General features: G+C 68.1%; 20 protein-coding genes. 10 read left to right on the top strand and 10 right to left on the bottom strand.

Features of this window, described 5'->3' with window-relative positions:
* The 7 genes from ACVN9Z_RS22675 to ACVN9Z_RS22645 form a co-directional block, all read right to left on the bottom strand.
* Nucleotides 1-213, bottom strand: a complete 213-nt coding sequence (locus ACVN9Z_RS22675; RefSeq protein ID WP_020927916.1) for a DUF1656 domain-containing protein — start codon at nucleotides 211-213, stop codon at nucleotides 1-3.
* Nucleotides 210-2,261: an FUSC family protein gene (locus tag ACVN9Z_RS22670; protein ID WP_458212661.1), complete on the bottom strand. Its 2,052-nt coding sequence runs from the start codon at nucleotides 2,259-2,261 to the stop codon at nucleotides 210-212. Before ACVN9Z_RS22670 ends, ACVN9Z_RS22675 begins: the two co-directional genes overlap by 4 nt.
* Nucleotides 2,258-2,731 carry a MarR family winged helix-turn-helix transcriptional regulator gene (locus ACVN9Z_RS22665; RefSeq protein ID WP_006387237.1) on the bottom strand — a complete coding sequence of 158 codons (474 nt, stop codon included), beginning with the start codon at nucleotides 2,729-2,731 and terminating at the stop codon, nucleotides 2,258-2,260. Before ACVN9Z_RS22665 ends, ACVN9Z_RS22670 begins: the two co-directional genes overlap by 4 nt.
* Before the next feature lie 315 nt (nucleotides 2,732-3,046).
* The gene (gene queD, locus ACVN9Z_RS22660) at nucleotides 3,047-3,490 is read right to left on the bottom strand and encodes a 6-carboxytetrahydropterin synthase QueD (protein WP_006387236.1); all 444 of its coding nucleotides are present in this window, start codon (nucleotides 3,488-3,490) and stop codon (nucleotides 3,047-3,049) included.
* Nucleotides 3,487-4,119 (bottom strand): 7-carboxy-7-deazaguanine synthase, encoded by a 633-nt coding sequence (gene queE / locus ACVN9Z_RS22655; RefSeq protein ID WP_026383779.1) that lies wholly within the window; start codon nucleotides 4,117-4,119, stop codon nucleotides 3,487-3,489. The genes queD and queE overlap by 4 nt, the downstream gene beginning before the upstream one ends.
* Nucleotides 4,120-4,177: 58 nt before the next feature.
* Nucleotides 4,178-5,566 carry an ATP-dependent RNA helicase DbpA gene (gene dbpA, locus ACVN9Z_RS22650; protein ID WP_006387234.1) on the bottom strand — a complete coding sequence of 463 codons (1,389 nt, stop codon included), beginning with the start codon at nucleotides 5,564-5,566 and terminating at the stop codon, nucleotides 4,178-4,180.
* A 119-nt stretch (nucleotides 5,567-5,685) separates the two neighbouring features.
* On the bottom strand, nucleotides 5,686-6,444 hold the full coding sequence (locus tag ACVN9Z_RS22645) for an IclR family transcriptional regulator (RefSeq protein WP_024069024.1): 759 nt from the start codon (nucleotides 6,442-6,444) through the stop codon (nucleotides 5,686-5,688).
* 160 nt (nucleotides 6,445-6,604) lie between these two features.
* Between ACVN9Z_RS22645 and xsc the strand changes: the two genes are divergently transcribed.
* The 10 genes from xsc (at nucleotide 6,605) to ACVN9Z_RS22595 (ending at nucleotide 19,265) form a co-directional block, all read left to right on the top strand.
* Complete coding sequence (gene xsc / locus ACVN9Z_RS22640; RefSeq protein ID WP_035182904.1) at nucleotides 6,605-8,416, top strand: sulfoacetaldehyde acetyltransferase; 1,812 nt, start codon at nucleotides 6,605-6,607, stop codon at nucleotides 8,414-8,416.
* A gap of 4 nt (nucleotides 8,417-8,420) precedes the next feature.
* Complete coding sequence (locus ACVN9Z_RS22635; RefSeq protein ID WP_458212660.1) at nucleotides 8,421-9,350, top strand: bifunctional enoyl-CoA hydratase/phosphate acetyltransferase; 930 nt, start codon at nucleotides 8,421-8,423, stop codon at nucleotides 9,348-9,350.
* 98 nt (nucleotides 9,351-9,448) lie between these two features.
* On the top strand, nucleotides 9,449-11,068 hold the full coding sequence (locus tag ACVN9Z_RS22630; protein ID WP_416232626.1) for an ABC transporter substrate-binding protein: 1,620 nt from the start codon (nucleotides 9,449-9,451) through the stop codon (nucleotides 11,066-11,068).
* 12 nt (nucleotides 11,069-11,080) lie between these two features.
* Nucleotides 11,081-12,049, top strand: a complete 969-nt coding sequence (locus tag ACVN9Z_RS22625) for an ABC transporter permease (RefSeq protein WP_054438092.1) — start codon at nucleotides 11,081-11,083, stop codon at nucleotides 12,047-12,049.
* On the top strand, nucleotides 12,046-12,948 hold the full coding sequence (locus ACVN9Z_RS22620) for an ABC transporter permease (RefSeq protein ID WP_458212659.1): 903 nt from the start codon (nucleotides 12,046-12,048) through the stop codon (nucleotides 12,946-12,948). Before ACVN9Z_RS22625 ends, ACVN9Z_RS22620 begins: the two co-directional genes overlap by 4 nt.
* Nucleotides 12,948-14,579, top strand: coding sequence for a dipeptide ABC transporter ATP-binding protein (locus ACVN9Z_RS22615; protein ID WP_054517772.1), 1,632 nt, complete (start codon nucleotides 12,948-12,950; stop codon nucleotides 14,577-14,579). The genes ACVN9Z_RS22620 and ACVN9Z_RS22615 overlap by 1 nt, the downstream gene beginning before the upstream one ends.
* Entirely contained in the window at nucleotides 14,572-16,248 is a 1,677-nt protein-coding gene (locus ACVN9Z_RS22610) for an amidohydrolase (protein ID WP_458212658.1), read from the top strand. Before ACVN9Z_RS22615 ends, ACVN9Z_RS22610 begins: the two co-directional genes overlap by 8 nt.
* Before the next feature lies 1 nt (nucleotide 16,249).
* The gene (locus ACVN9Z_RS22605) at nucleotides 16,250-17,242 is read left to right on the top strand and encodes a CobW family GTP-binding protein (protein ID WP_458212657.1); all 993 of its coding nucleotides are present in this window, start codon (nucleotides 16,250-16,252) and stop codon (nucleotides 17,240-17,242) included.
* Between the two features lie 148 nt (nucleotides 17,243-17,390).
* Nucleotides 17,391-17,783: a nuclear transport factor 2 family protein gene (locus ACVN9Z_RS22600; protein WP_150100489.1), complete on the top strand. Its 393-nt coding sequence runs from the start codon at nucleotides 17,391-17,393 to the stop codon at nucleotides 17,781-17,783.
* Nucleotides 17,784-17,873: 90 nt separating this feature from the next.
* Nucleotides 17,874-19,265, top strand: coding sequence for an NAD(P)/FAD-dependent oxidoreductase (locus ACVN9Z_RS22595; protein ID WP_035182932.1), 1,392 nt, complete (start codon nucleotides 17,874-17,876; stop codon nucleotides 19,263-19,265).
* A 63-nt stretch (nucleotides 19,266-19,328) separates the two neighbouring features.
* Here the strand turns inward: ACVN9Z_RS22595 and ACVN9Z_RS22590 are convergent, their stop codons facing one another.
* The 3 genes from ACVN9Z_RS22590 to ACVN9Z_RS22580 all read right to left on the bottom strand — a co-directional run bounded on the left by ACVN9Z_RS22590 (nucleotide 19,329) and on the right by ACVN9Z_RS22580 (nucleotide 26,626).
* Nucleotides 19,329-20,048: a class II aldolase/adducin family protein gene (locus tag ACVN9Z_RS22590; protein ID WP_082387804.1), complete on the bottom strand. Its 720-nt coding sequence runs from the start codon at nucleotides 20,046-20,048 to the stop codon at nucleotides 19,329-19,331.
* A gap of 28 nt (nucleotides 20,049-20,076) precedes the next feature.
* Nucleotides 20,077-21,072 (bottom strand): tripartite tricarboxylate transporter substrate binding protein, encoded by a 996-nt coding sequence (locus ACVN9Z_RS22585; RefSeq protein ID WP_458212656.1) that lies wholly within the window; start codon nucleotides 21,070-21,072, stop codon nucleotides 20,077-20,079.
* A 169-nt stretch (nucleotides 21,073-21,241) separates the two neighbouring features.
* On the bottom strand, nucleotides 21,242-26,626 hold the full coding sequence (locus ACVN9Z_RS22580; RefSeq protein ID WP_458212655.1) for a S6 family peptidase: 5,385 nt from the start codon (nucleotides 26,624-26,626) through the stop codon (nucleotides 21,242-21,244).
* Nucleotides 26,627-26,826 lie beyond the last annotated feature (200 nt).

Genomic DNA, 26,826 nt, shown 5'->3' with positions numbered 1-26,826 from the left:
CTATCTCTGCAGAAAATAAGGGGAAATCAGGGAGACGCCATACAGCAGCACGATGAACAGCGCCAGGTCGAACAGCGCCGGGTGCCACACCAGGCGATACAGCCCGGCGCGCGCCAGCACGCGGCGCACGGCCCAGGCCACGCCCAGGGTGACCACGCCCAGCACCAGCAGCCAGGGGAAGTAGATGCCATAGAGGTTGAATTCGCCGATCATGGTGTTTCCAGCGTGGGATGGGCGGGTTGGTAATCGGCCGCCTCGGGGAAGAAGGCGCGGCGCAGGCCGACCAGGGCCACCACGGCGCGATCGCGCGCGGCGACGGTGCCGGGCGTGGCGCTGACGCTTGCCAGGGCGCGATCGATCTGCGCCAGCATCTCCGGCGCCTTGTCGCCGCCGCGCCAGTTCGAGCGCTCGCGGAAGAAGCGCGCCAGGCTGTCGAGCACGGGCACGATGGTGGCGTCGGCCATGGGCAGGTGGCGGCGGGCGCGTTGCAGTTCGGTGATGTCGCGGCCCACGCGCAGGTCCTTGAGCGCATCGGCGGCGACCAGGTCGTCGGGGCGCTTGGCCAGCGCCAGGCGCGGTTGCAGCAGGCCGATGCGGTCGAGCATGCGGGCGGCGTAGGTGTGGCGGGCCGGGGCGCGCGGCGAGCTGGCCAGCGTGGCCAGTTCGTTCCAGTTGGCGGCCTGGATGCGGCGCGCGCTCCAGTCGGCGCTGACGGTGCGGAAAATGGCGGCGATGATGGCGGCGGTGGCCACGCCCATGCATTGCGCCACCTGCGTGTCGATGAACGACACCAGGTCGGCGGTATGGGTGTCCTGCAGCGCCATGGTGCCCAGGAAGCCGAACAGCACCGCCATGGCCTTGCCGGTGGACGCCGGCCGCGCGATGAAGATGCCGAGCACGAAGGCGGTGGGCAGCATCGCCAGCGCCAGCATCTCGAACGAATGGATGGCCGGCATGATGCCCAGCAGGTACAGCGCCGACAGCGGGATCGAATACACCGTGTAGGTCAGGAACTGCATGATGCCCGGCACCGGGTTGTCCTGCGAGGCGAAGAAGCAGCTGAAGATGGCGGCCATCAGGGCGGCGGTGGCGCCGTTGCTCCAGGCCGTGCCGATCCAGAACAGGCAGACGACCGAGATGGCGACGCCGGCGGCGGCGGCCGACAGCAGCGCCATGCCGCGGTCGCGGTGCAGGGCGCGGTTGGGCGCGGTGCGGGCGGGAGCGCGCGTGGTGCGCAGCGGCGCGCCGGCCAGGCCGGCGCGGATCTCGCGGCGCAGCGCCAGGCATTCGTCATAGGTGTCGATCAGTTCGCGCAGCCGCGTCATCAGGCTGGCAAGCAGCGCGTCGCGCCAGCCGGAATGGCTGTCGATGGCGGGCGTCAGGCGGGAAACGGCGGCGCGCAGGTGCACGGCGGTTTCATGGGTGGCCTGGGCGCCCGCGTTGATCCATTCGGAGATGTCGGCCAGCACCTGCGAGACAGGCTCGGGCAGCGTCTGGCCGTCGGCCTGCAATGCGCGCATGCGGTCTTCGACGGCGGACACGGCGGGCGTGAGCGCGGCGATCTGGTCCTGCATGGCGCGCACCGCGCCGGCGGTCCAGCGCAGGTTGCCGGTATCGAACGGCACGTGGGTCGACAGCAGGCGCAGCTGGGTGATGTCGTTGGCCAGTTCGCGGCGGTCGCGGTCTTTCTGTTCGGCGGTCTTGCCGCTCAGGGTGTCGTGGATCCAGAGCTTGGCGTCGCGCACCGCCTTGTCCAGCTGCAGCGTCAGCGCCGGCGCCAGGCCGCGCGGCAGCACGATGCTGTGGACCAGCGTGGCGCAGACGATACCCAGGCTGATTTCCTCGACCCGCGCCAGCGCGGTGTCGAACACCTGCGACGGGTCGGTGACGCTGGGAAATCCGATCATGGCGGCGGTGTAGCCGGCCAGCATGAACAGGTACGAGCGCGGCGTGCGGTCCAGCACCGACAGGTACAGGCAGAAGCCGACCCAGGCCACCATGGCGGCGGTCATGACGACGGGCGAATTGGACAGGCGCGGCACCATGTAGACGGTCATGGCCGAGCCGCAGAAGGTGCCGGCCAGGCGGTATAGCGCCTTGGAGCGCACCGCGCCCGACCAGGGCTGGGCCACGATGTAGGCGGTGGTCATGGCCCAGAACGGGCGCGGCAGGCCGATGCTGTACGAAAGATAGAGCGCCATGATGGCGCTCAGGTAGCTCTTGAGGGAGAAGATCGTCTCGCGGACGTTGGGCAGTTTCATGGCCGCGGGTCCTCTTGCGCGCCGGCGGCGCTGCGGCCCAGCGCGGCCTTGAGCGCATCGAACACCCGCAGGCAGGCTTGCAGGTCGGCTTCGCTGACGCCGTCGAACAGGCGCCGGCGCAGTTCCACCAGCACGTCCTCGACCTGCTTGCGCAGGGCGTGGCCGGCGTCGGTCAGGTGCAGGGTCTTGGCGCGGCGGTCGTGCGGGTCTTCGCGCCGTTCCATCAGGCCGGCAGCGACCAACTGGTCCAGCACGCGCACCAGCGACGGACCTTCGACCCCCAGGGCCTCGGCCAGCGCGCCCTGGCGCACGCCGTCGCCCAGCCGGCCGGCCAGGATCACGGGCCAGGCGGTGGCTTGCGACAGGCCGTAGTCGGCCAGGGCCTTGTCGGCGGCGCCGCGATAGGCGCGCGACAGCACCATCAGGTTGGCGGTGGTGGCCATGAGTTGGGAGTCAGTGGGGGTGTCCATGGAAATCGATTGTATCCTATCTATTAGCTTACTATTAATTGAAAATGGCGAAGATCTCCATTGATTTTTTCAATCGGGAAAATCAGGGGCGGGTTTTCCGTGAGTGGAAAGGTGAGGGGCGAACGGGCGGTTTTGGCGCGGCGGGGCGCGTGATGCAGGGCGGCCGGGCTGCCGCGAGCCTGGCGTCAGCCAACGCCGGCAATCATCCGTGCCTGCCATGGGCAACGAGCGCCCGGCAAGCGTTGCCGCGCCAGGCGGCAGGCGCATGCTGTCACGTCGATTTGCGGGTGGCCATGCCGGCCGCCCATAGGGGCATCAGCCGTTGCAATCGGCCCAGCAATTGGGCGTTTCGTACAGGCGCACGCGGGTCAGGCGCAGGTCGGCGCCGTAGTGGCCGTGGTAGTGCGGGGCCAGGATCTCGAAGATGATGGCGGCCAGGTTCTCGGCGGTGGGGATGCGGTCCAGCACCACGGTCTTGTGGCCGGGCATCGAGTCCAGGAAGCCGCGCACGGCGGTGTCGCCTTCGTAGACCAGGAAGGCGTGGTCCCAGACGTCGACGATGTGGGCCTTGGCGATGCGCTTGATGTCGGCGAAGTCCATCAGCATGCCGTTGTCGGACTCGCCCGGGGCCTGGACGATGTCGCCGGTCAGGGTGATTTCGAGCACATAGCGGTGGCCGTGCAGGTTGCGGCACTGGCTGCGGTGGTCGGGAATGCGGTGGCCGGCGTCGAATTCAAGCCTGCGGGTCACGGAAATCATGGAATGCCTATGTATTTATGGGTCTGCAGGCTCAGGCGCCATTGCGGGTGCTGCATGCAGTATTGGACGGCCTGTTCGGTGTTGGCCAGGCGGGCGGGGCCGTCCATGGGTTGCAGGAAGAAGTGGTCGAAGTCCAGGTGTTCGAAGCGCGGGGGCAGGGCGTTGGCCTGGGGGTAGACCAGCTTGAGTTCGTTGCCGCGTTCGACGACGACGGGGGCGGTGCCCTTGGGGCTGACGCAGATCCAGTCGATGCCGGGGGGCGGCTGGACGGTGCCGTTGGTTTCGATGGCGACGGTGAAGCCGCGCGCGTGGACGACGGCCAGCAGCGCTTCGTCCAGTTGCAGCAGCGGTTCGCCGCCGGTGAAGACGATGTAGCGGTTGGCGGTGTCGGGACCCCAGGCGGCCTCGATGGCATCGGCGAGCAGTTCGGGGCTGGCGAATTTGCCGCCGCCGTCGCCGTCGGTGCCGATGAAGTCGGTGTCGCAGAAGGTGCAGGCGGCGCTGGCGCGGTCGCTCTCGCGGCCGGTCCAGAGATTACAGCCCGCGAACCGGCAGAAGACCGCCGCGCGGCCCGCGTGGGCGCCTTCGCCTTGCAGGGTCTTGAAGATTTCTTTGGCGGTGTAGGTCATGACGGGGGGCGCCGGGCAGGCGGCGCCGGGAATGAGCAAAAACGTACTATTTTAGTCGTTACAGTTCCTCGAGGTAGCGCATGCGGAAGCGCCGGCCCTTGATGTTGCTGTTGGACAGGCGCGAGAAGGCCTGCTTGGCGATCTTGCGGTCCAGCGCCACGTAGGCGTTGAACTCGGTGATGTTGATCTTGCCGACCTGCTCGAAGGCCAGGCCGCCGTCGCCGGTCAGGGCGCCCAGCAGGTCGCCGGGGCGCAGCTTGTCCTTCTTGCCGCCCTGGATGCACAGCGTCACCATGGGCGCGCGCAGCGGCCGGTCGGCCTTGGGGCGCAGCGACTTGAGGTCGCCCCAGGTCAGGGGCGCGCCCTGGTATTGCTCGATCAGGTTGGCCCAGCGCATTTCGTCGGGCGAGCACAGGCTCAGGGCCAGGCCTTTCTGGTCGCCGCGGCCGCTGCGGCCGATGCGGTGCACGTGGACTTCGGTGTCCTTGGTGACGTCGACGTTGATGACCGCGCCCAGGTTCTGGATGTCCAGGCCGCGCGCGGCCACGTCGGTGGCCACCAGCACGGCGCAGCTCTGGTTGGCGAACTGGATCAGGATCTCGTCGCGTTCGCGCTGTTCCAGGTCGCCGTTCAGCGCCAGGGCGCTGATGCCGGCGGCCTGGAGCCGTTCGACCAGGTCGTGGCTGCGGATCTTGGTGTTGCAGAAAGCCAGCGTGGACACCGGGCGGAAGTGCGCCAGCAGCGTGGCCACCGCATCCAGGCGCTCGGCGGGGTCGATCTCGTAGAAGATCTGTTCGATGCGGCTGGCGTCGTGCTGGGCCTCGACCTTGACTTCGGCCGGGTTGCGCAAAAAGCGCGCGCTCAGCTTGCGGATGTTGTCGGGGTAGGTGGCCGAGAACAGCAACGTCTGGCGCTTGGCGGGGCAATGCGAGGCGATCGCCACGATATCGTCGTAGAAGCCCATGTCGACCATGCGGTCGGCTTCGTCCAGCACCAGCGTGGTCAGGCCGGACAGGTCCAGGCTGCCGCGCTCCAGGTGGTCCTGGATGCGGCCGGGCGTGCCGACCACGATGTGGGCGCCGCGCGCCAGCGATTCGGCCTGCGGGCGCGCCGCGGCGCCGCCGCATAGCGTCAGGATCTTGACGTTGGCGATCTGGCGCGCCAGCCGGCGCAGCTCCTGCGCCACCTGGTCGGCCAGCTCGCGGGTCGGGCAGAGCAGCAGCGCCTGCGGCGCCAGGCGGGCGGGATCGAGCTTTTGCAACACGCCCAGGCCGAAGGCCGCGGTCTTGCCGCTGCCGGTCTTGGCCTGCGCGATCAGGTCGCGGCCTTCCAGGATCAGCGGCAGGCTCTGCGCCTGGATCGGCGTCATCTGCTCGAACCCCAGGCTTTGCAGGTTGTCGAGCAGGGCGGGCAAAAGGGGCAGGGTGGTGAAGGGCGTCTGGGTCACGGTCAGGCTCTCGCAGGAACTGCGATGAATACGGATACGGCCGACAGTGTAAGGCCTGGCGCTTCCGGAGCGGCCCGGCGCGATGGCCAGGCGCGCGCGGGCGCCGGCCGCCGCCGCGCTCAGGCCGACGGTTCGTAGGTGCCCGCCAGCGCCCGCGCCGCTTCCTGCATGCGCGGCAGCCAGGCGCGCGCGCCGTCGATCGACAGCCGCGCCACCGGCGCGTGCAGCGCCACCGCGGCGATGGCGCGGCGTCCGCGCATGATGGGCACCGCCATGCAGACGATGCCCAGCAGGAATTCCTCGCGGTCGAAGCTGGCGCCTTCCTTGCGGATCGCCAACAGTTCGCGCTCCAGCGCGGCCGTGTCGCATAGCGTGTTGGGCGTGTAGCGCGGCAGCGGCGCCGCCGCCAGCAGCCGGGCGCGGGCCTCGCGCCGCATGTGCGCCAGGAACAGCTTGCCGCTGGCGCTGCAGTGCAGCGGCACGCGCGAGCCGGGCTGCAGGTTGACGCGCAGCGGCCAGGCGGTCTCGACCCGGTCCAGGTAGATGACCTCGTCGCCGTCCAGCATGGTGCAGTTGCAGGTTTCGCCGATCTCGTCGACCAGGCTGTCGAGGATGCGATGGCGCTCGGCCCGCAGCGGCGAATTGAGCAGGGTGTCGCGCGCCAGCAGCGCCAGGCGCGGGCCGGTGATGTAGCGCTTGCCTGCCGGTTCGCGCAGCAGCATGCCGGCGTCCACCAGCCGCGACAGGATGCGCAGCACCGAGGGCTTGGGCAGGCCGGTGGCGTCGGTCAGCGCCGCCAGCGATACCGGCGCCTCGGAACCGGCGACCTGTTCCAGCAGGGTCAGCGCGCGCAGCGCCGCGGAGGATTCGTCTTTCATCTTTCAATATTTGAAGATTTGGCGAAAGGCCGCCAGGTTGGTGCGGATTCTGCAGAAAATGGAACGCTGCAGGGTGGGAAATGCGGGAGTTCTGCTGCAGTATCGGTTCACCCCGGCCAAGATGCAATCCAAGCCGCGCCGGTCCGCCAGGAGAGAGACCATGAGCAGCAAACAACACATGACCCCCAGCGAAGCGTTCGTCGAGACGCTGGTGGCGCAGGGCGTCAAGGACGTTTTCGGCATCGTCGGTTCGGCCTTCATGGACGCGCTGGACCTGTTCCCCGCCGCCGGCATCCGCTTCGTGCCGACGGTGCACGAGCAGGGCGCCGCCCACATGGCCGACGGCTATTCGCGCGTCACCGGCCGCCACGGCGTCTGCATCGCGCAGAACGGCCCCGGCATCACCAACTTCGTCACCGGCGTGGCCGCGGCCTACTGGGCCCACAGCCCGGTGGTGGCCATCACGCCCGAGACCGGCACCTCCGGCATGGGCCTGGGCGGCTTCCAGGAAACCGAGCAGCTGCCGATCTTCTCGCGCATCACCAAGTACCAGGCGCACGTCAACCGGCCCGACCGCATGGCCGAATTCACCGCCAAGGCCTTCGACAACGCGCTGGCCGAGCGCGGCCCGACCCAGCTGAACATCCCGCGCGACTATTTCTACGGCGAGATCGACGTGGCGATTCCGGAGCCACGCCGCATCCGCCGCGGCCCCGGTTCGGAAGAAGACCTGGAAGCGGCCGCCCGCCTGCTGGCCGGGGCGAAGTTCCCGGTGATCGTCGCCGGCGGCGGCGTGCTGTTCTCGGCCGGCCAGGCCGAATGCGTGGCGCTGGCCGAACTGCTGGGCGCGCCGGTGGTCACCAGCTATCTGCACAACGACGCCTTTCCGGCCAGCCATCCGCTGTGGTGCGGGCCGCTGGGCTACCAGGGCTCCAAGGCCGGCATGAAGCTGCTGTCGCAGGCCGACGTGGTGCTGGCGCTGGGCACGCGCCTGGGGCCTTTTGGCACCTTGCCGCAGCACGGGCTGGACTACTGGCCGCAGAACGCGCGCATCATCCAGGTCGATGCCGACCACCGCATGCTGGGCCTGGTGCGGCCGGTGTCGGTGGGCATCTGCGGCGATGCCAAGCCGGCGGCGGCGGCGCTGGCCGCGAAGCTGCGCGATCGCGAGGTCGCCTGCGTGGCCACCAAGGCGGCGCGCGGCGAAGAGATCGCGGCGCAGAAAAGCGCCTGGGAAAAGGAACTGGACGGCTGGTCGCACGAGCGCGACGACTGGAGCCTGGACATCATCGAGCACGGCGGCGGCCGCATGCATCCGCGCCGCATGCTGCGCGAACTGGAGCGTGCCATGCCCAAGCATGTGATGGTGTCCACCGACATCGGCAACATCTGCTCGGTGTCCAACAGCTACCTGCGCTTCGACGAACCGGATTCGATGCTGGCCGCCATGAGCTTCGGCAACTGCGGCTACGCGTTGCCCGCGCTGATCGGCGCCAAGCTTGGGCGCCCGGACCGGCCGGCGGTGGCCTACGTTGGCGATGGCGCCTGGTGCATGAGCTTCCAGGAACTGCTGACCTGCGTGCGCGAGCGCATTCCGGTCACGGCGGTGGTGTTCCACAACGGCCAGTGGGGCGCGGAAAAGAAGAACCAGGTGGATTTCTACGGCCGCCGCTTCGTCGGCAGCAACCTGCAGAACCCCAACTTCGCGGAACTGGCGCGGGCCATGGGCGCCGAGGGCATCCGGGTCGAGCATGCCGACCAGGTCGGCGCGGCGCTGCAGGCCGCGTGCAAGGCGCAGTCCGAGGGCAAGACCACGGTGCTGGAGATGATGGTGAGCCAGGAGCTGGGCGATCCGTTCCGCCGCGACGCGCTCAAGCAGCCGCTGCGCCTGCTGGACAAGTACAAGCGCTACGTCAACCAGCCGTTCCAGCCGGGCGAGGTGCCGCTGCCGATCGACCCGGTGCGCGGCTGACGCCATGGCCAGCGACCGCTTGTTCGAGCCGCTGCGGGCCGCGGCGCTGTCGGCCGGGCGGGTGCGCACGGCGGTGGCCTATCCGCTGTGCGCGTCCAGCCTGGGCGCCGCGGTGCAGGCGCGCGAAGCCGGCTACATCGAGCCGCTGCTGGTCGGGCCGGCGGCCCGGCTGGGCGGCTTGATGGCCGAGCTGGGGCTGCGCGCCGGCTCGCTGGAGATCGTCGACACGCCCGACGACGAGGCGCTGGCCGCGCGCGCCGCGGCCGGCCTGGCGCGCGACGGCGCGGTCGGCATGCTGATGAAGGGCAGCCTGCACACCGACCATTTCATGTCGGCGGTGGTGGCGCGCGAATCGGGCCTGCGCACCGGCCGTCGCATCAGCCATGCCTTCGTGATGGCGGCGGCCGCGTATCCCAAGCTGTTCATCCTGACCGACGCCGCCGTCAACATCGCCCCGACCTTGCAGGAGAAGGCCGACATCGCCCAGAACGCCATCGACCTGGCGCGCGCGCTGGGCGTGGCGCGGCCCAAGGTGGCGGTGCTGTGCGCCACCGAATCGGTCAACCCGGCGATGCCGGCCACGCTGGATGCGGCGGCCCTGTCGAAGATGGCCGACCGCCAGCAGATCCGCGGCGGCCAGATCGACGGTCCGCTGGCGTTCGACAACGCCATCTCGCGCCAGGCGGCCGAGCAGAAGGGCATCGTCTCGCCGGTGGCGGGCGATGCCGACATCCTGCTGGTGCCCGATATCGAGGCCGGCAACATGCTCTACAAGGAACTGACCTGGCTGGCTGGCGCGGCCACCGCCGGGCTGGTGCTGGGCACGCGCGTGCCGGTGCTGCTGACCAGCCGTTCGGACGCGGTGCAGGCGCGGGTCGACAGTTGCGCGGTGGCGGCGCTGTATGCGCGGGCGCTGGCGGCCGGCGCGCGTTGAAGCGGGTCGCCCGCCGGCCTGGCACCATCAAGTCCGGCGGTTTGGTACTAAGCCGGGACCCCCGGGTTGACTAGGCTAGCGCCATAGCCATCGTTTGAATGGCTCATGCCAACAATGCCAAGGGGTGGATGATGCGCAGCGCGACACGCGGCTTTGCCGCAATACTGACAGCATGGGCCTTGATGGCCGGCACGCACGCGGCGCGGGCCGCCGATACGCCCAAGCCGGGCGGCACGCTGGTCATCGGTTCGACCCAGGTGCCGCGACACCTGAATGGCGCGGTGCAATCGGGCATCGCCACGGCGCTGCCCAGCGCCCAGCTGTTCGCCAGTCCGCTGCGCTACGACGCCAACTGGAAGCCGCAACCCTACCTGGCGCAGTCGTGGGAGCTGGCGCCGGACGCCAAATCGCTGACCCTGCACCTGCGCCACGACGCGCTGTTCCACGACGGCAAGCCGGTGACGTCCGAGGACGTGGCGTTCTCGGTGATGGCGGTCAAGCAGAATCATCCGTTCCAGAGCATGCTGGCGCCCGTCGAAAGCGTCGACACGCCCGATCCCTATACCGCCGTGCTGCGCATGAGCAAGCCGCATCCGGCGATCCTGCTGGCGCTGTCGCCGGCGCTGATGCCGGTGCTGCCCAAGCACATCTACGGCGACGGCCAGGACCTGAAGAACCATCCGCGCAACTCGGCCAACGTGGTCGGCTCGGGCCCGTTCACGCTCAAGGATTTCAAGCCGGGCCAGGAGATCGTGCTGGAGCGCTTCGACAAGTTCTTCGAAAAGGGCAAGCCCTACCTGGACCGGGTGGTGGTCAAGATCAACCCCGACGCCACCAACCTGCTGATCGGGCTGGAGCGTGGCGACATCGGCGCGCTGCCGTACATGACCGAGCCGACCATCCTGCGCCGCGCCAAGGACAATCCGCAGATCGTCATGACCGATCGCGGCTACGAAGGCATTGGCGCGCTCAGCTGGCTGGCGTTCAACACCACCCGCAAGCCGCTGGACGACGCGCGGGTGCGGCAGGCCATCGCCTACGCCATCGACAAGGGTTTCATCACCAAGGCGCTGAACGCCGGCTTCGCCAAGCCGGCGGACGGGCCCATCGTCGCGTCCAGCCCCTATGCGACCCAGGACCTGAAGAAGTACCCGCTGGACCTGAAGAAAGCCGAACAGCTGCTGGACGAGGCCGGCTTCAGGAAGGACGGCAAGGGCGTGCGCATGACCCTGACGGTCGACTACATGCCCGGCAGCGACGTGCAGGGCAAGAACGTGGCGGAATACCTGCGCAGCCAGTTGAAGAAGGTCGGCATCGCGGTGCAGGTGCGCGCCTCGCCCGATTTTCCGACCTGGGCCAAGCGCATCGCCAGCCATGATTTCGACATGACCACCGATATCGTCTTCAACTGGGGCGATCCGGTGATCGGCGTGCACCGCACCTATCTGTCGAGCAATATCCGCGACATCATCTGGACCAACACGCAGTCGTACCGCAACCCCAAGGTCGATGAATTGCTGGCGCAGGCCGGCACCGAGACCGACGAGACCAAACGGCGCGCGCTGTATGCGCAGTTCCAGCAGATCGTCACCGAGGACCTGCCCATCGATTTCCTGACGGTCATTCCGTACCACACGCTGTCGTCCAAGAAGGTGCACGGCCTGCCCGATGGGATCTGGGGCCTGCTGTCGCCGCTGGACGACACGTATCTGCAATAGCGGGAGGGTGCCATGTTGCGCTATCTCGCGCGTCGGACCGGCTATGCCGCGGTGCTGCTGCTGGCCGTGGTGACGCTGAACTTCCTGTTGATCCACATCTCGCCCGGCGATCCGGTCGAGACCATCGCCGGCTCCATGGGCGGCATCAGCGAGGAACTGCGGGCCCAGTTGCGCACCCAGTACGGGCTGGACCGGCCGTTCCTGGTGCAGCTGGGGCTGTACCTGTCGCAGGTGCTGCGCGGCGACCTGGGTTATTCGTACTTCTTCAACCTGCCGGTGGCGCAGTTGATCTGGGAGCGGGTGCCGGCCACGCTGCTGCTGGTGCTGACGGCGGTGTCCAGCGCCTTCCTGGCGGGCACCGCGCTGGGCACGCTGGCGGCGCGCAAGCCCAACGGGCCGTTGTCGCAGGGCATCACGCTGCTGTCTATCGTGGGATATTCCGCGCCGGTGTTCTGGACCGGCATCATCCTGATCATCCTGTTCGCGTCGCTGCTGCCGTGGTTCCCGGTGTCGGACATGCGTTCGGCGGGCGGGCCCGAGGACGGCTGGGCCGGCGCGCTGGACGTGCTGCACCACCTGGTGCTGCCGGCCTTCACGCTGGCGTTCGTGTACCTGGCGCAGTACAGCCGGCTGGCGCGCGCCAGCGTCATGGATGCGCTGGCGGCCGACTACATCCGCACCGCCCGCGCCAAGGGCCTGCCCGAGCGCACCGTGCTGTACCGGCACGCGCTGCGCAACGGCGTGCTGCCGGTGGTGACCATGCTGGGGCTGCAATTCGGCAACGTGCTGGCGGGCGCCATCCTGGTGGAAACGGTCTTCAACTGGCCGGGCCTGGGCCGGCTGGCGTTCGATTCCGTGCTGCGACGCGACTATCCGACCCTGCTCGGCATTCTGCTTTTCGCCTCGTTGCTGGTGGTGGTGATGAACCAGCTGACGGACCTGGCCTACCGGCTGATCGACCCCAGGATAAAGACCTCATGAGCCAAGTTCCTCCCGTCCTGTCCGCCGGCGCCGCGGCGCCGGCCGCCCGGCCGTCGCGGCCGTCGTACGAAGCGCTGCGCGCGTTCGCCCGCAATCCGGGCGCGCTCATCGGCCTGCTGTTGCTGGCCGCCATCCTGGCGGTGGTGCTGTTCGGCCCCCTGGTGATGCAGGCCGATCCGTTCGAGATCGCCAGCGCGCCCATGGAGCCGCCCGGCGGCGAACTGTTGCTGGGCTCGGACTACCTGGGCCGCGACGTGCTGACCGGCATGATCTATGGCGGCCGCGCCACCTTGCTGGTCGGCGTGGTGGCGGCGGTGCTGTCGATGGCCATCGGCATCACCGTGGGCGCGCTGGCCGGCTACTACGGCGGCTGGGTCGATGAAACGCTGATGCGCATCACCGAGTTCTTCCAGGTGCTGCCGGCGCTGTTGTTCGCGATGGTGCTGGTGACGCTGTTTTCGCCGTCGCTCGGCACCATCGCCGTGGCCATCGGCGTGGTCAGCTGGACCGCCACCGCGCGCCTGGCGCGCGGGGAATTCCTGAGCCTGAAGCGGCGCGAATACGTGCTGGCCGAAAGGGTGATCGGCTCCAGCAACGCGCGCATCATCTGGCGCGTGATCCTGCCCAACGCGCTGGCGCCGCTGATCGTCTCGGCCACGCTGGCCATCGGCACCGCCATCCTGTTCGAGGCCGGCCTGTCGTTCCTGGGGCTGGGCGATCCCAACGTGATGAGCTGGGGCCTGATGATCGGCAGCAACCGGCCCTACATCCTGACCGCCTGGTGGGCGGTGACCTTGCCGGGCGCGGCCATTTTCCTGACGGTGCTGGCGGTCAGCCTGATCGGCGACGGCCTGAACGATGCCCTCAATCCCAAGCTGGCCAGCAAACGGAGAAGCTGATGAGCGCCTTGCTTGAAGTCCGCGATCTCGGCGTGTCCGCCGCCCACGGCGGCCCGGCGGTGGTGCGGGGCGTGTCCTACACCGTCAACCGCAACGAAATCCTGTGCGTGGTGGGGGAATCGGGATCGGGCAAGTCGGTCACCGCGCAGGCCATCATGGGCCTGCTGCCGCCGGATCAGTTGCGCGTGACCCAGGGCCGTATCCTGTACGACGGGCGTGACCTGGTGGGCCTGTCGGCGGCCGAATGGCAGGGGCTGCGCGGCCGCAAGTTCGGCATGGTGTTCCAGGAGCCCATGACGGCGCTCAATCCCGTCATGCGCGTGGGCCGGCAGGTGGAGGAGGTGCTGGCCTGGCACACGGACATGGACGCCGACGCGCGCAGGCAGCGGGTGCTGGAGCTGTTCGGTCAGGTGCTGCTGCCCGATCCCCGGGCCATGTACGCGGCCTTTCCGTTCCAGTTGTCCGGCGGCCAGCGCCAGCGCGTGGTGATCGCGATGGCGCTGGCGCTGGAGCCGGACGTGTTGATCGCCGATGAGCCCACCACCGCGCTGGACGTCACCACGCAAGCGCAGATCCTGGCGCTGATCAAGGACATCCAGCGGCGCATGGGGATCGGCGTCATTTTCATTACCCATGATTTCGGCGTGGTGGCCGACATTGCCGACCGCATCGTGGTGATGCGCCACGGCGCGGTGGTGGAGGCGGGCGCGGCCGCCGAGATCCTGAACCGGCCGCAACATCCCTACACCCGTCAATTGATCGCGGCGGTGCCGCACAAGCCCGAGGGCAAGGACGAGGCCGCCGCCACGCCGCCGCTGATGACGGTGGCCAAGCTGTGCAAGACCTACGTCACCGGCGGCCGCCGGGTCGAGGCATTGCGGGATATTTCGCTGGAGATCCGCCAGGGCGAAACCCTGGGACTGGTCGGCGAATCGGGCTCGGGCAAGTCCACGCTGGGCAGCGCGCTGATCGGCCTGGTGGCGCCCGATAGCGGCAGCGTGCGCCTGGACGGCCGCGAACTGGTCGGCATGGCGCCAAGGGATTTCCGGCCCTACCGGCGTCAGATCCAGATGGTGTTCCAGGACCCTTACGCTTCGCTCAACCCGCGCCAGCGCGTGGTCGATTCGGTCGCGCAGGGCCCCATCGGCTTTGGCGAGAGCCGCCAGACCGCGCTGCGCGAGGCCCGCGAACTGCTGGCCCTGGTGGGACTGGGTGGCGACGCGGGCGAGCGCTATCCGCACCAGTTTTCGGGCGGGCAGCGCCAGCGGGTCGGCATCGCCCGCGCGCTGGCGCTCAAGCCGCGGCTGCTGGTGGCCGACGAGGCCGTTTCGGCGCTGGATGTGTCGATCCAGGCGCAGGTGCTGGATCTGCTCAAGACCATCAGCGGCCAGTTCGACCTGTCGGTGCTATTCATCACGCACGACCTGCGCGTCGCGGCGCAGATCTGCGACCGCATCGCCGTGATGCGGCACGGGCAACTGGTGGAGCTGGACCGCGCCGCCACGATTTTCTACCACCCGCGACACGAATACACGCGCCGTCTGATCGATTCGGTGCCGGGCAAGGCCTGGGACAAGCCCGACCTTCAGGCGCTGTCGGACATCACGACCAGGAGCAAGCAGCATGCATGACACCCCGCATCCGGCACAGGCGCAAGCCGCCGGCACCACCATTTTTGCCGCCCGCGCCATCCTGACGATGAACCCGGCCCAGCCGCGCGCCACGCACGTGGCGGTGCGCGATGGCCGCATCCTGGGCGTGGGCAGCCGCGAAGACCTGGCCGGCTGGGGACCGGCCGAACTGGACGAGCGCTACGCCGACCACATCCTGATGCCGGGGCTGGTGGAGGGCCACTGCCATCTGCCGGAAGGCGGCATGTGGCAGTTCGCCTACGTCGGCTACTACGACCGGCGTGGGCCCGACGGCCGTATGTGGCCGGGCCTGCAAAGCTTCGAGGCGGTGGCGGCGCGCCTGCGTGAATTCGCCGCCGGCCTGGCGCCGGGGCAGACGCTGATCGGCTGGGGCTTCGATCCCATCTTCTTCGGCGGCCAGCGCATGAGCGTGCGCGACCTGGACGCGGTGTCGGCCGACCGGCCGGTGGTGGTGATGCACGCCAGCATGCACCTCATGAATGTGAACACGCCGATGCTGGCCCGCGCCGGCATCGACCGCGATACGGATATCGAAGGCATCAGCCGTTTCGCCGACGGCCAGCCCAGCGGCGAGCTGTGCGAGTTCGCCGCCATGTTTCCGGTGATGCGGTTGATCGGCAATCCGTTCCGCACCGTGGGCCTGTCGGAAAGCGGCCTGCGCATGTTCGGCAATGTGGCGCAGTGGGCCGGCGTCACCACCGCCACGGATCTCGTCAACGAGCTGGGCGACGAGGGCCTGGCGACGCTGGCGCGGGTCACGGCCGAGCCCGACTATCCGGTGCGCATCGTGCCGGCGGCGTCGGCGCTGACCTACGCCGGCGACCCGGCCGCCTGCCTGGCGAAGCTGCGCGAGGCGGGCCGGCTCAATCATGACAAGCTGCGCCTGGGCATGGTCAAGCTGGTGGTGGACGGCTCCATCCAGGGCTTCACCGCCAGGGTGCGCTGGCCGGGCTATTACAACGGGGCGCCCAACGGCATCTGGGTCATCGCGCCGGGCGAGCTGGACGCCATGGTGCAGGCCTATCACGACGCGGGCGCGCAGCTGCATATCCACACCAATGGCGACGAGGCCACCGAACTGGCCCTCGACGCCATCGACCGCGCGCTGCGCCGCAGCCCGCGACGCGATCACCGCCACACCCTGCAGCATTGCCAGATGGCGGACGCGGCGCAGTTTCGCCGCATGGCCAGCCTGGGCATGTGCGTGAACCTGTTCGCCAACCACATTTTCTACTGGGGCGACGCCCATTACGCGCTGACCATGGGACCGGATCGCGCCAACCGCATGGATGCCTGCGCCTCGGCCGCGCGCGCGGGCGTGCCGTTCGCCATTCACTCGGATGCGCCCATCACGCCGCTGGGGCCGCTGTTCACCGCCTGGTGCGCGGTCAACCGCCAGACCGCCTCCGGCCGCGTGCTGGGCGAGTCCGAGCGCATCAGCGTCGAAGCAGCGTTGCATGCCATCACCCTGGGGGCCGCCTACACGCTCCACATGGACCATCTGGTCGGCTCGATCGAGGTCGGCAAGCACGCCGATTTCTGCGTGCTGCGCGACGATCCGCTGGACGTGCCGCCGTCACGGCTCAAGGACATCGAGGTGCTGGGCACCGTCATCGGCGGCCGACCGCTGGCGCCCCAAGCAGCCTGACATGGCGCGCATTCCGCTGACCGTGGTGGGCGGCTTCCTGGGCGCGGGCAAGACCACCTTGCTGAACCACGTGCTGGCGCACGGCGCCCGCCGCGCCGCGGTTCTGGTCAACGATTTCGGGCCGGTCGATATCGACGCCGGCCTGCTGGCCGAGCGCGCCGACAACGTGATCCGGCTGGCCAACGGTTGCGTCTGTTGTTCGATGGCGGGCGGCCTGGACGACGCGCTGGCGCGGGTGCTGGCGCTGGATCCGGCGCCCGAATGGATCGTGATCGAGGCCAGCGGCGTTTCCGACCCCGGGCGCATCGCGCAGGTGGGCCTGTCGGATCCGCTGCTGCAACTGGAGGCGGTGGTGGTGCTGGTGGACGCGGGCGCCATCCGCGAGACGCTTGCCGATCCGCTGCTGGCCGACACGGCGCAACGCCAATTGCGCGCCGCCAACCTGCTGGTGCTGAACAAGACGGACCTGTTGCCCGCCGCCGCGTTGCCGGCGCTGCGCGACTGGCTGCGGACGCAGGCGGGCGGGGCGCCGGTCGTAACGACGCGCGAGGCGCGGGTGGACCTGGGCGCCTTGCTCGGCGCGGGCGATCGCGGCCATGAAACCTGCGCGGCGCATTGCTGCGATCCGGCGCGCCGCCACGCGGCGGCCGGACCGGCGCACGCCATGGACGCCGACGAGCCGCAACATCCGTTCCAGAGCTGGCTCTGGCCCGCGCCCGCCATGCTGCATGCCGACCGCCTGGCCGATGCGCTGCGGCAGTTGCCGCGCCATTGGCTGCGGGCCAAGGGCTGGGTGCGCACCGAACGCCATGGCTGGGTGTTGGTGCAGCTGGCCGGACGCCGGGTGCGCTTCGATACGCGGGCGGCGCGCCCCGCCGGGGTGCGTTCGCCGTCGCTGGTCTTCATCGGCATGCGCGGCACGGCGCAAGGCGATGAATTGGGCGCGCGGCTGGCGCCCGCCGCCGAGTCAGGCGCCACGTCAGGCGCTACGTGAGGCGTCGTGAAGGCAGGCGCCGCGCCGGCGGGGCCGTTCTGGTGCAAGCGATTTGCCGCGTCTGGTTCTAGACCCTGCCCAGGCCCCCGCGTACCTTGGGCATGGAGCCTGGGCGCACGTCGCGCCCGGCGATCGAGGAGGGTAGGCAATGCAAAAGACCGTCACCGTGGACATGCTGGCCGAGTTCGCGGCCGCCTGGAACCGCCACGATATCGACGCCCTGATGTCTTTCATGAGCGAGGACTGCGTCTTCGAAACGGTGGGCGGCCCCGAGCGCTGGGGCGCCCGGCACAGCGGCCGCGAGGCGGTCCGCGCCGCCTTCGAGGCGGCCTGGAAGAACTTCCCGGATGCGCAGTGGAACAACGGCCGCCACTGGGTGGCGGGCGAGCGCGGCGTGTCGGAAAGCACCTTTACCGGCACGGCCGCGGACGGCTCGCGGGTCGAGGCCGACATGGTCGACGTCTTCACGTTCCAGGACGGCAAGATCCACGTCAAGAACGCCTTCCGCAAGCAACGCCCGGCCTTGCCGGCCCGCGCCTGAGCCGACGCCGCCACCGGACACCGCCCCATGGATGCCGCTATGTCTTCCGATCCGTCGAATACCGCCGGTACCCTCATCGACCCCGCCGGCATGCCGGCCGCGCCGGCGGCCGCCAGCCCGGCCGTCAGCGCCTACGACCCGCTCTACGATCCGCTGGTGTCGGCGCCGGGACGCGGGCAGGAGTACGCGCCGACCTACTGGGTCGCCACGGCCGGGCCGCCGCCCGCGGACGACGGACCGATCCAGGGCGACATCGAGGCCGACGTGGTCATCGTCGGCTCGGGGTTCACGGGCCTGTCGGCGGCGTTGGCGCTGGCGCGCGACTACGGCGTGCGCGCGGTGGTGCTGGAGGCCAACCGCGCCGTATGGGGCTGCACCAGCCGCAATGGCGGGCAAGGGCAGAACGCGTCGGGACGCCTGTACCGCTCGCAATGGATCGAACGTTGGGGGCTGGACACCGCGCGGCGCCTGGATGCCGAGATCCACGAAGGCTTCGACTACTGGAAGAGCCTGGTGGCGCAGATCGACTGCGACGCGCAACCCGGCGGCCATCTGTACACCGCGCATCGCGAGAAGAAGATGGCGTTCCTGCGCAACGAAGCGCGGGTCATGCGCGAGCTGTTCGGCTACGACACACGCATGCTGACCAAGGAGGAACTGCGCGAGCGCTACGTCGATGACCACGAGGCGGTCGGCGCCCTGCACGAGCCGGACGGCATCGGCGTGCATCCCTTGAAGCTCGCCTACGGCTACATGCGCCAGGCCCGGGCGCTGGGCGCGCGCCTGCATCCGGGCAGCCCGGTGCTGGGCTGGACCGAGGAGGGCGGTGGCTATCGCCTGCAAACGCCCGGCGGCACGGTGCGCGCCAAGCGGGTTGGCTTTGCCACCGGCGGTTATACCGCGCAGGGTGTGAACCGATTGCTGGACAACCGCATCATGCCGATCCTGTCCAATTCCATGGTGACGCGCGTGTTGACGCCGGACGAACGCGCCCGCGCCGGCATCAAGAGCACGGTATTCATCACCGACACGCGCACCCTTAGGTTCTACTACCGGCTGCTGCCGGATGGCCGCATGCAGATCGGCAGCCGCAGCGCCTTGCGCGGCGCCGACGCGCAGCACCCGCGCCACCTGGCGCTGTTGCGCGAAGGCCTGGCGCGCAAGTTCCCGTCGCTGCGCGGCATCGAGCTGGACTATGCATGGACGGGCTGGGTCGACGTCAGCCACGACATGATGCCGCGCATCACCCAGCCGGACCCGGCGCGGCAGGTGTACTACGCCTTCGGCTATGGCGGCAATGGCGTGTCGTTCTCGGCCCATGCCGGCCGCCGCCTGGCGCAGCGCATGATGGGCCAGGACGGCCTGTCGTGGAACCTGCCGATCTACGACTCGCCGCTGCCCGGCCATCTGTTCGCGCCATTCCGCCGGCTGGGACAGGCGCTGCTGTATCGCTGGTACTACCTGCGCGACGAAGTGCTGTAGCGGTGGCGGCGAAGGGCCGGCGCGCGGGCTCCGCGCCGCCGGCGAGCCCGTCGCCAGGGGCGATCACGCCTGCGCGGATACCTGCTTCTTCCACAGCTCCCAGGGACGGTTCATGACGCCCGCCATCATGTCGTCGGCCATGGCGGCTTCCTCGTCCGACAGATATGTGACTTCGCCGTTCAGGCCGATGGCTTTCTGCTGGAGCGCGGCGTTCATCTCCGTGTAGATGGCGCGGTAGACCGCGACCGGAATATCGCCGCCGACCGCGACAAAACCATGTCCGCGCATCAGCGAGACCTTGCTCTGCCCCAGCGTTTGCGCCAGTTCGCGGCCATGGTCGCGGTTCCTGACGAGCATGTCGGTGTGGCCGAAGCAGCAACGGATGTCGAACACCGGCGCGCCGGCGCCAAGGAATCCGGCCATGTGGTAGATCGGGCGCAGCCGCACATTCGATCCGGCATAGGGGATGACCGACGGCGAATGGCTGTGGACGATCGCCTGCACGTCGGGGCGCGCGCGGTAGATCTCGCCGTGGATGTAGCGTTCCAGATAGGGCTTGCGCGCGTCCGCGTTGGCGGGTTCGGAGGATTCGTCGAATTCCATGATGTCCTGCGCGGTCACCAGTTCCGGCGCGAGCGAGCGCGACAGCAGGAAGTGCGCGGGATTGCCCGGGTGGCGGACGCTGACATGGCCGAAGCCGTCGAGAACGCCGAAACGCGCCAGGATGCGGTTGGCGGTGACCAGGTCGTCGATGACCTGTTGGTGCTGGATGGGGGTGCTCACGAGATTCTTCCCTTGTGTTGTGTGATGGCTACTGCTGGTCCAGCGAGATGCCCGATTTGCTGGCCAGCGCGCTGTACAGGCCGAGATCGCCGTCAAGCTGCCGCGCCATCGCGGCCGGGCCGGTCTGGACCACCTCGTAGTAGCGGTCGCGGAATTCCTGTTGCACCGCGGGATTCTTCATCGTCTCGGCAACGGCCTGCTCGAACTTCGCTTTCACGTCCGCCGGCAGATCGCGCGGGCCGAGGATGCCGAACCAGACGGAGATGTCGAGGTCGCCGAAAGGCGCGGTCTCGGCGATGGCGGGCACGTTCGGCAGGAACGAGACCCGCTGCCTGGACGCCACCGCGATCATCCGCAGCTTGCCGGCGTCCGCGTGCGGCGCCAGGTTGGGAATGGTGCTGAACAGAACCGGCACCTGGTTGCCCAGCCCGTCGTTGATGGCGGGCGCGCAACCCTTGTAGGGCACGTGGACGATGTCCAGCTTCGCCATCTGCTTGACCGATTCGCCCACGAAATGCTGGGGCGTGCCGTTGCCGCAGGACGAATAGCTCAGCTTGTCCTTGTTCTGCTGAATATAGGCGACCAGATCCGGCACCGTCCTGGCGGGAATGGCCGGGTTCACGCCCAGCGCGACGGGCGCCGAGACCAGCAGCGAAATCGGCGCCAGGCTCTTCTTCACGTCCGGCGTGCCGCGCATCTGCAGGGCGGCGTTGATCGACAGGGTGCTGTTGGTCAACAGGAAGGTATAGCCGTCAGGCGCCGCGCGCGCCACCTGCTGCGCGCCGATGTTGCCCGAGGCGCCCGGCTTGTTGTCGACGATGACGGATTGGCCGCCCAGCTGCTGCGGCAATTTCGCCGCTACCAGGCGGGCCACGACGTCCGCGCCGCCGCCCGCGGCGAAGGGGACGACCAGCGTGATGGGTTTGGCGGGATAGGGGGCCTGGGCCCAGGCAGGGGAAAAGCCCAGGGCGAGTGCGATGGCGGCGCCCAGCCGCAAGCGCCTCGCCATGCATGGCTTGGTCATCTTGATGTCTCCGTATGGTTTTTTTATGTGGAGCCATTATCTGGACCCGGCCATGCGAGTTCCAATGAAAAAATATTATTTTCCATACGATGTCTCGTATGGCCGGGCCGGAGGCATTGGCCACGGCATGATGCCGCGCATCACGCCGTCCGACCCGGCGCGACCGCGCTCAGAACTGATAGCGCACACCGACCTGGCCGCTGTAATCGTGCTTGAGCTTTCCGGCGAAGCTGCTTTCGACCTGGCCGTACAGACGCCAGTTGGAAGACAGCCTGGCGTTGAGCGACAGGTTGACCAGATAGCGGCTGTCGTCGCTCATCGGCGTGCTCAACATGTCCCCGGGCACACTGTTGTTGAGAATATCGACACTGCCGCCGCGCCGCAGGTTCTGCAGCCGGAACAGCCCCACGGACAGGGCCAAGCCGTGTTGTTCATCCGACTGCTGGCTCAAGCCGGCGGCGGCGCCGATCTTGGCATAGACCGGCGTGCTGGCGTTGACCCGGACATCGATGCTGTTTTTATCGCCGTGCAAGGTGTAGGCGCTGGTGTGGCCGGTGGCTACTTCGATCGACGGTTCGATGAATGCGCGGCCATCGAACAGATTTTGCCGCCATCCGGCCTGCACGCTGGCCAGCAGCGACGTGGATCGCACACCCTGCGCGTCGATGTTCAGGTTGGCGGGCAGATGGTAGGTCTGGTTGGTTCTCAAGTACTTGGCGATCACGTCGATGAAGGGGCCGTCCTCATGGATCCAGGCATAGTAGAGGCCGACGCCGCCCGTGGTGTGCTTTTCCGAAAGACTGCCTTCCCCCTGCGCGGAGCCTCGGGTATGGCTTCCCATGATGCCGTACAGCTGCCTGCCAAGCTTGCGGTCAAGACCGAACTGCAGCGTGGTGTGCTTCAGGCGTAGTTGGTCGTAGTCCGCCTGACCGTGGTCGGTCTTGAACCATACCCCGGCGTCCTCGTTCAACTGGCGCACATCTCCCAGCCGCTTGTTGAGCTGGTTGGTTTCGAGCACGAAGGCCACGCGCGGCAGGCTGGCGAGCGCGCTGGTGCGGACGATCTGGTTCCGCACCGCGGCAATGTGGTTGACGGTGTCGTCGTCCGCGGCGATCCCGGACTGCGCCAGCCGGTCGATGATTCCCTTGCGCGACTGCAGGGCGTCCAGGTCGGACAGTCTCAATGAGAATGGCGTGAATGGCGAAAGGCCGTCAGCGCCGTGCCCAGGAGCACCGGTGTCCGGTGGCGCGGCCGGCGCGGGGGCCGGGGCAGGCGCCGTCTCGGACGGGGGAGCGGCGGGGTCGGCGGGACCCGTGTCAGCGGGGGGAACGACAGGGGCGATGGGACCCGCGTCAGCAGGGGGGACGACGGGGGCGGTGGGACCCGAGTCAGCCGGGGGGACGACGGGGGCAGTAGGTCCCGTGTCAGCGGGAGGCGCGGCATTGTCGGTCGGCCCGGTGTCCGTGGCGTTGCCGGGCTGGTCTGGCGAGCCGCTGTCATGGCCGGCATCCGGGGTATCCGTCGATCCGGAATCCAGCGGGGGATGAGGCTTGCCGTCGGCGCCGGCATCACCCGGCGATGGCGTCGCCGGCGCGCCGTCGGGCGCCTCGCCAGGCGGCAACGCCTCTGGAAGCTTCTTGTACGTCAATTGCCATTTTTTCTGCGTGCCGGTGCTGACGATTTCCAGGTTGGGGGAGTAGACGGTCAGCCCTTGCGTGATGGAGCCGGGCTTGAAATAGCTGTCCGCCGTGGGCAAGGGCGCGGTCGCCAACAGCAGAGCGCCGGCACTGTCCAGCGCCACGGGCTCGTGCAACAGGAGCGTGAGGTCCAGACTGTTGTCGTCGCCCTGGGCCAGGGTGGTGATAAGGATGCTGTCGCTTTCCCCGCTTTGAGGTCGCGCGTTCAGGGCGAAATGCACGCCGCTGGCGATCATGGTGTCGGTTTTCAGCGTGTGCGGCGTCCAGTCCGCTTCGGGCTGAGACAACTCCACGCGTCCCGCCGTTGGCAGATGCAGCAAGTCAAACTGGCGATCTTGCGTCACGCGCCAGGGCGCATCGCTGCGCATGCTGAGCAGCCACCATTGCCGCCGGTCCGCGTCCCGGCTTACCGCAAGGCCGCCCAACCAGGGATCGCCTTGCGCCGGTGTGGCGTCGTCGTGGCTGCTTGCGAAAGCCTGATCCAACGTGAACAGGTTTGCCGGGGTGGAGGAAGGGGCGCTGAGCAGCAGGCTTTCCCTGGCCTGCACGGAAGCGGTGGTTTGAGGGAGGCCGAAATCCGCGATACGCAAGCGGTTGCCGCTGCCGTCCAACCGGGTGGCGACCGTCAACCGGTCATGTGCGCCGCTGTACGGGTCGACGCGAAAGGCAAACACGCTGTCAGATGCGGTAACGGTGTCGGCCGCCAGGGCATAGGCGATTTTTGGCGACCCGGCCTGGGGCGGATCCAGTGGCGGCATGGAACCGGAACCTGCCTGTGTCAGGAACGTTTGGCGCGTCGCGTTCTTGTCGTCGAAACCCAGGATCGCATTGTTGGCCCGTAGCGAGTTCAGCGTTGAATCGCCCGTGATGATCCAGCGGGAATCGTGATGGATCTGCATCCCGGCCTGGGCAGCGGTCACGGCGCCGGCGTACACGGTTTGCGGCGAGGCGGTCGCCCCCGCGTTGCCCAAAGTGATGACGCTTGCCGCCAGGCCGGAGACATCGCTGAATGAATGACTGCCCGGCGCCAGGTGCACGCTGGCATTGGCGCCGCCCAGATTGATGCCATTGGTGAAGTAATGGGCCGGGTGAATTTCTGTCGTGGACAGGCTCGTGGTGTTGCCGGAGAGCGTCAGTGCCGCGCCGTCGGCTACCGTGATGGCGCTGTCTCCATACCAGCCGGCAGTCCCCTGCAAATGCGCGCCGGCGTGCAGCGTCAATGCGCTGGCGGTGAAGCGGCTGTAGCCCGTCAGCGCCGCCTGATCGGAAAAAACGTTGATGGCGCTGTCGCGCGCGTCAACGGCGCCTGCAAATTTTTCATGGATGTCCAGCGTTGAATGATCGCTCAAGGCCACCGTTCCCTGATAGCGGCTCTTGTCGGCGTCCGTGTTGGCGATGGAGGTGCCCTTGACCGGTTCCTGGGGCAATTCTCCGCCATCGTTCCTGTTCAGGTACAGCAGCGGGCTGCCCAGGACCACCCTTGCGCGTTCTGCAACGATGTCGCCCAGCAACGTGGCGTTGCGTGACAAGCGGAAGGTGGTGTCCGACAGTGCGAGCTTCTTGATGGCGAATTTGCGCGATTCCCAATCCGGCTGGTCGAACGACACCGATTGCGTCCTGACGGAATCATCACCCAGGTCTAACAGTTTCCGTGCCTCGTCGGGGGTGTTGATCGCATGGATCACCGGGTGTCCCTGCAACACCAGTTCGCCTTGCCGCTGGGTGAATGTGTTCTCGCCGAGGTCCATGCCGCCATCGGCGATGAAAACCGTTTTCGACGGGCTGGCGACGCCGACGTCGATATTGCCCCGCACGGTTCCCGAGAAGATGAATTCGGTCTGCCCGGGGAAGTACTCCCGCTTGCGCTCGTTCGCCTTCTCCAGCGCGGGGGCGAGGGATTGCCCCGCGTATTCCCAGTAGTCGTCGCTGGCCTGGGATCCGTAGACCGGGACGGCGCCAAAGCTGTCCTGCTTCAGGACAAAATAGCTGAGCCCCTGTTTGTAAAGGTCGCCCCGTTGCCCGGTGCCCGCTCTGACCGGCATCCGTATGGAATCGCTTACCGTTGGGGGCGGCACGGGCGTGAGGTTGATCGTCATGGCCGCTGTTTTCGTCGCGGTATTGGTGATGGCGGCGCCATGGTCTTTTGCGTTGGCATGCAGCCGGTTGAACGTGATGTCATTGCCATTGAGGTTCAACACCCCGCCGCGCGCTCCCCATTTGATATGGTCGGGATCGACCTGCCTGCCGTCGTCGAGCACGACTTCGGCGCGGCCGCTGGACAGGGTGATGCCGTCGAACGCCTGGACGTGGCCGTCGTCGTCGGGCCGCTGCGACAGAATCACCTGGCCGTCGCCCACCTTCAGGCCGCCCGGATTGACGCCCTTTCCTTCAATGGTCAGGGTGCCGGGGCCGATCTTGTGCAGGTTGTCCCCGGCCACGCCGTTGACGCGCCAGACCACGGTGGCGCCTTCCCTGACGTCGATGCCGCCGCCCATCCAGGTCTGGTCGGTTTCGGGGGAAACGACGTAGCTGTTGTGGAAGGTCAGCGAACCGGCGCCCTGGTTGACGGAGTCCTGCAAGGTGATCTGGCCCACGCCCTTGCCGCCTTCGCTGCGCAAGGACAAGTTCCTGCCCGCGTCAAGACCGGCGAAGTCGAGCGCGCCATTGCCGCCCGCATAGGCCAGGCCTGGCGTCTTCTTGTAGCCATGCATCACGAACTGGTGGCCCTGCTGCGTCAGGTGGCCGGCGCCCTGTGCGCTGTCGAATGCCCATCGCAAGGGGCCGTTGCCTTCAGTGAAAACCACTTCGGGGTCGTTATCCTTGTCGAAAACGCTGTCGAGAAAGTCCGCGGGCAGGTGCGACCAATAGACGTAGCCGGCCTCGCCGGGGGGGATTTCGAGATCCGCCGCCACGCCGGCCAGGACCCAGCGCCTGTGTTCCGCATCCCAGGCAAACAGGGGGGAACCGCTATCGCCGTGCTGCACGAATGAGGGCAGCAGGCCGTTGTCCCCCCGCGCTATGACGAACGTCTCGTTCGACCAGGTCGGCGTGACGATGCCGCCCGTCGCCCATTTGTAGGCGTAGCCGAGCTCGTGCAGGCCGGGTTCGAGCGCGCCCGTCATGGGATTGTGGCCGTGTTCGGGATGGTCGCCGACGAACTGGATACCCATCCCGACCCGATAGAACAGGGGAAATTTCTTTTTCTCTTCCTCTGTCCAGAGATCCGGATCGCCGAGGGAAAGCAGCGGCGTCGAGGTGCGCGGCACCGGAAACGTGGCGATCGGGGCCGCGTCGGTCACCAGCTTGCCCAGGCGGGTGACGTCGAAATCCCACTCCTGGGTCCAATCCCGTTCCCGATGGTAATCCGGGTGCACGTCTCTCCGGATCTGGGAGTAGGTGGCGCCGGCAAGGCGGGTGCTGTCATGAGGACCGTTGTGCGCCACGCCAACGGTATATTGCGGCGCGACCAGCGTTCCGATCGCGTTGTTGTCGCTGACGCTGGAGAAATCAATGAAGGGGATGACGTCGCTCAAGGTGCCGCGCAGACTGCCGGACTTGTCATAAATCGGAATGCCCAGCGCGCCGGGCCGGAACGCCCCTTTGTTTTCGGCGAAGTCCCGATACGTCTGGTAGGGAATCTCGATGCTGGCGTAGCCTGCGCGGGCGGTGCCGGGGAGCGCGGCGGCAATCAACAGGGGCAGGGCGGTCGATAGCTTGCGGATCGGCGATCCCTGGCGGGGCGGCCGGGCCCCGGCTGTCGTCGAGCCGGGCTGGAGTCTGCCGCATGATCTGGATACCGCGATCAACGGGCGCTGGGGGTTGTGCTTGGGCTGCTTGGGCGTGTGAATCTTGTTCATGATGGGACATGCGCCCAAGGGACGCCCATCGGATTCAGGCGGCTGGGCATTGCTTCAATCGCAGCGGGCGGCGTTCGCCGGGCTGCTCGTGGGGGGGATACAGCAAGCGCGCAAGCAGGATTTCCAAGGGAATCCCGCTTGCGCGCGCTTGCTGAAATCTGATTGAAGTCGAGTTTGGTGAGCCCGGCGTTAAATCAGCC

Source organism: Achromobacter sp. KK8 (assembly GCF_054188005.1).
This window is presented reverse-complemented; position numbering and strand designations above follow the sequence as displayed.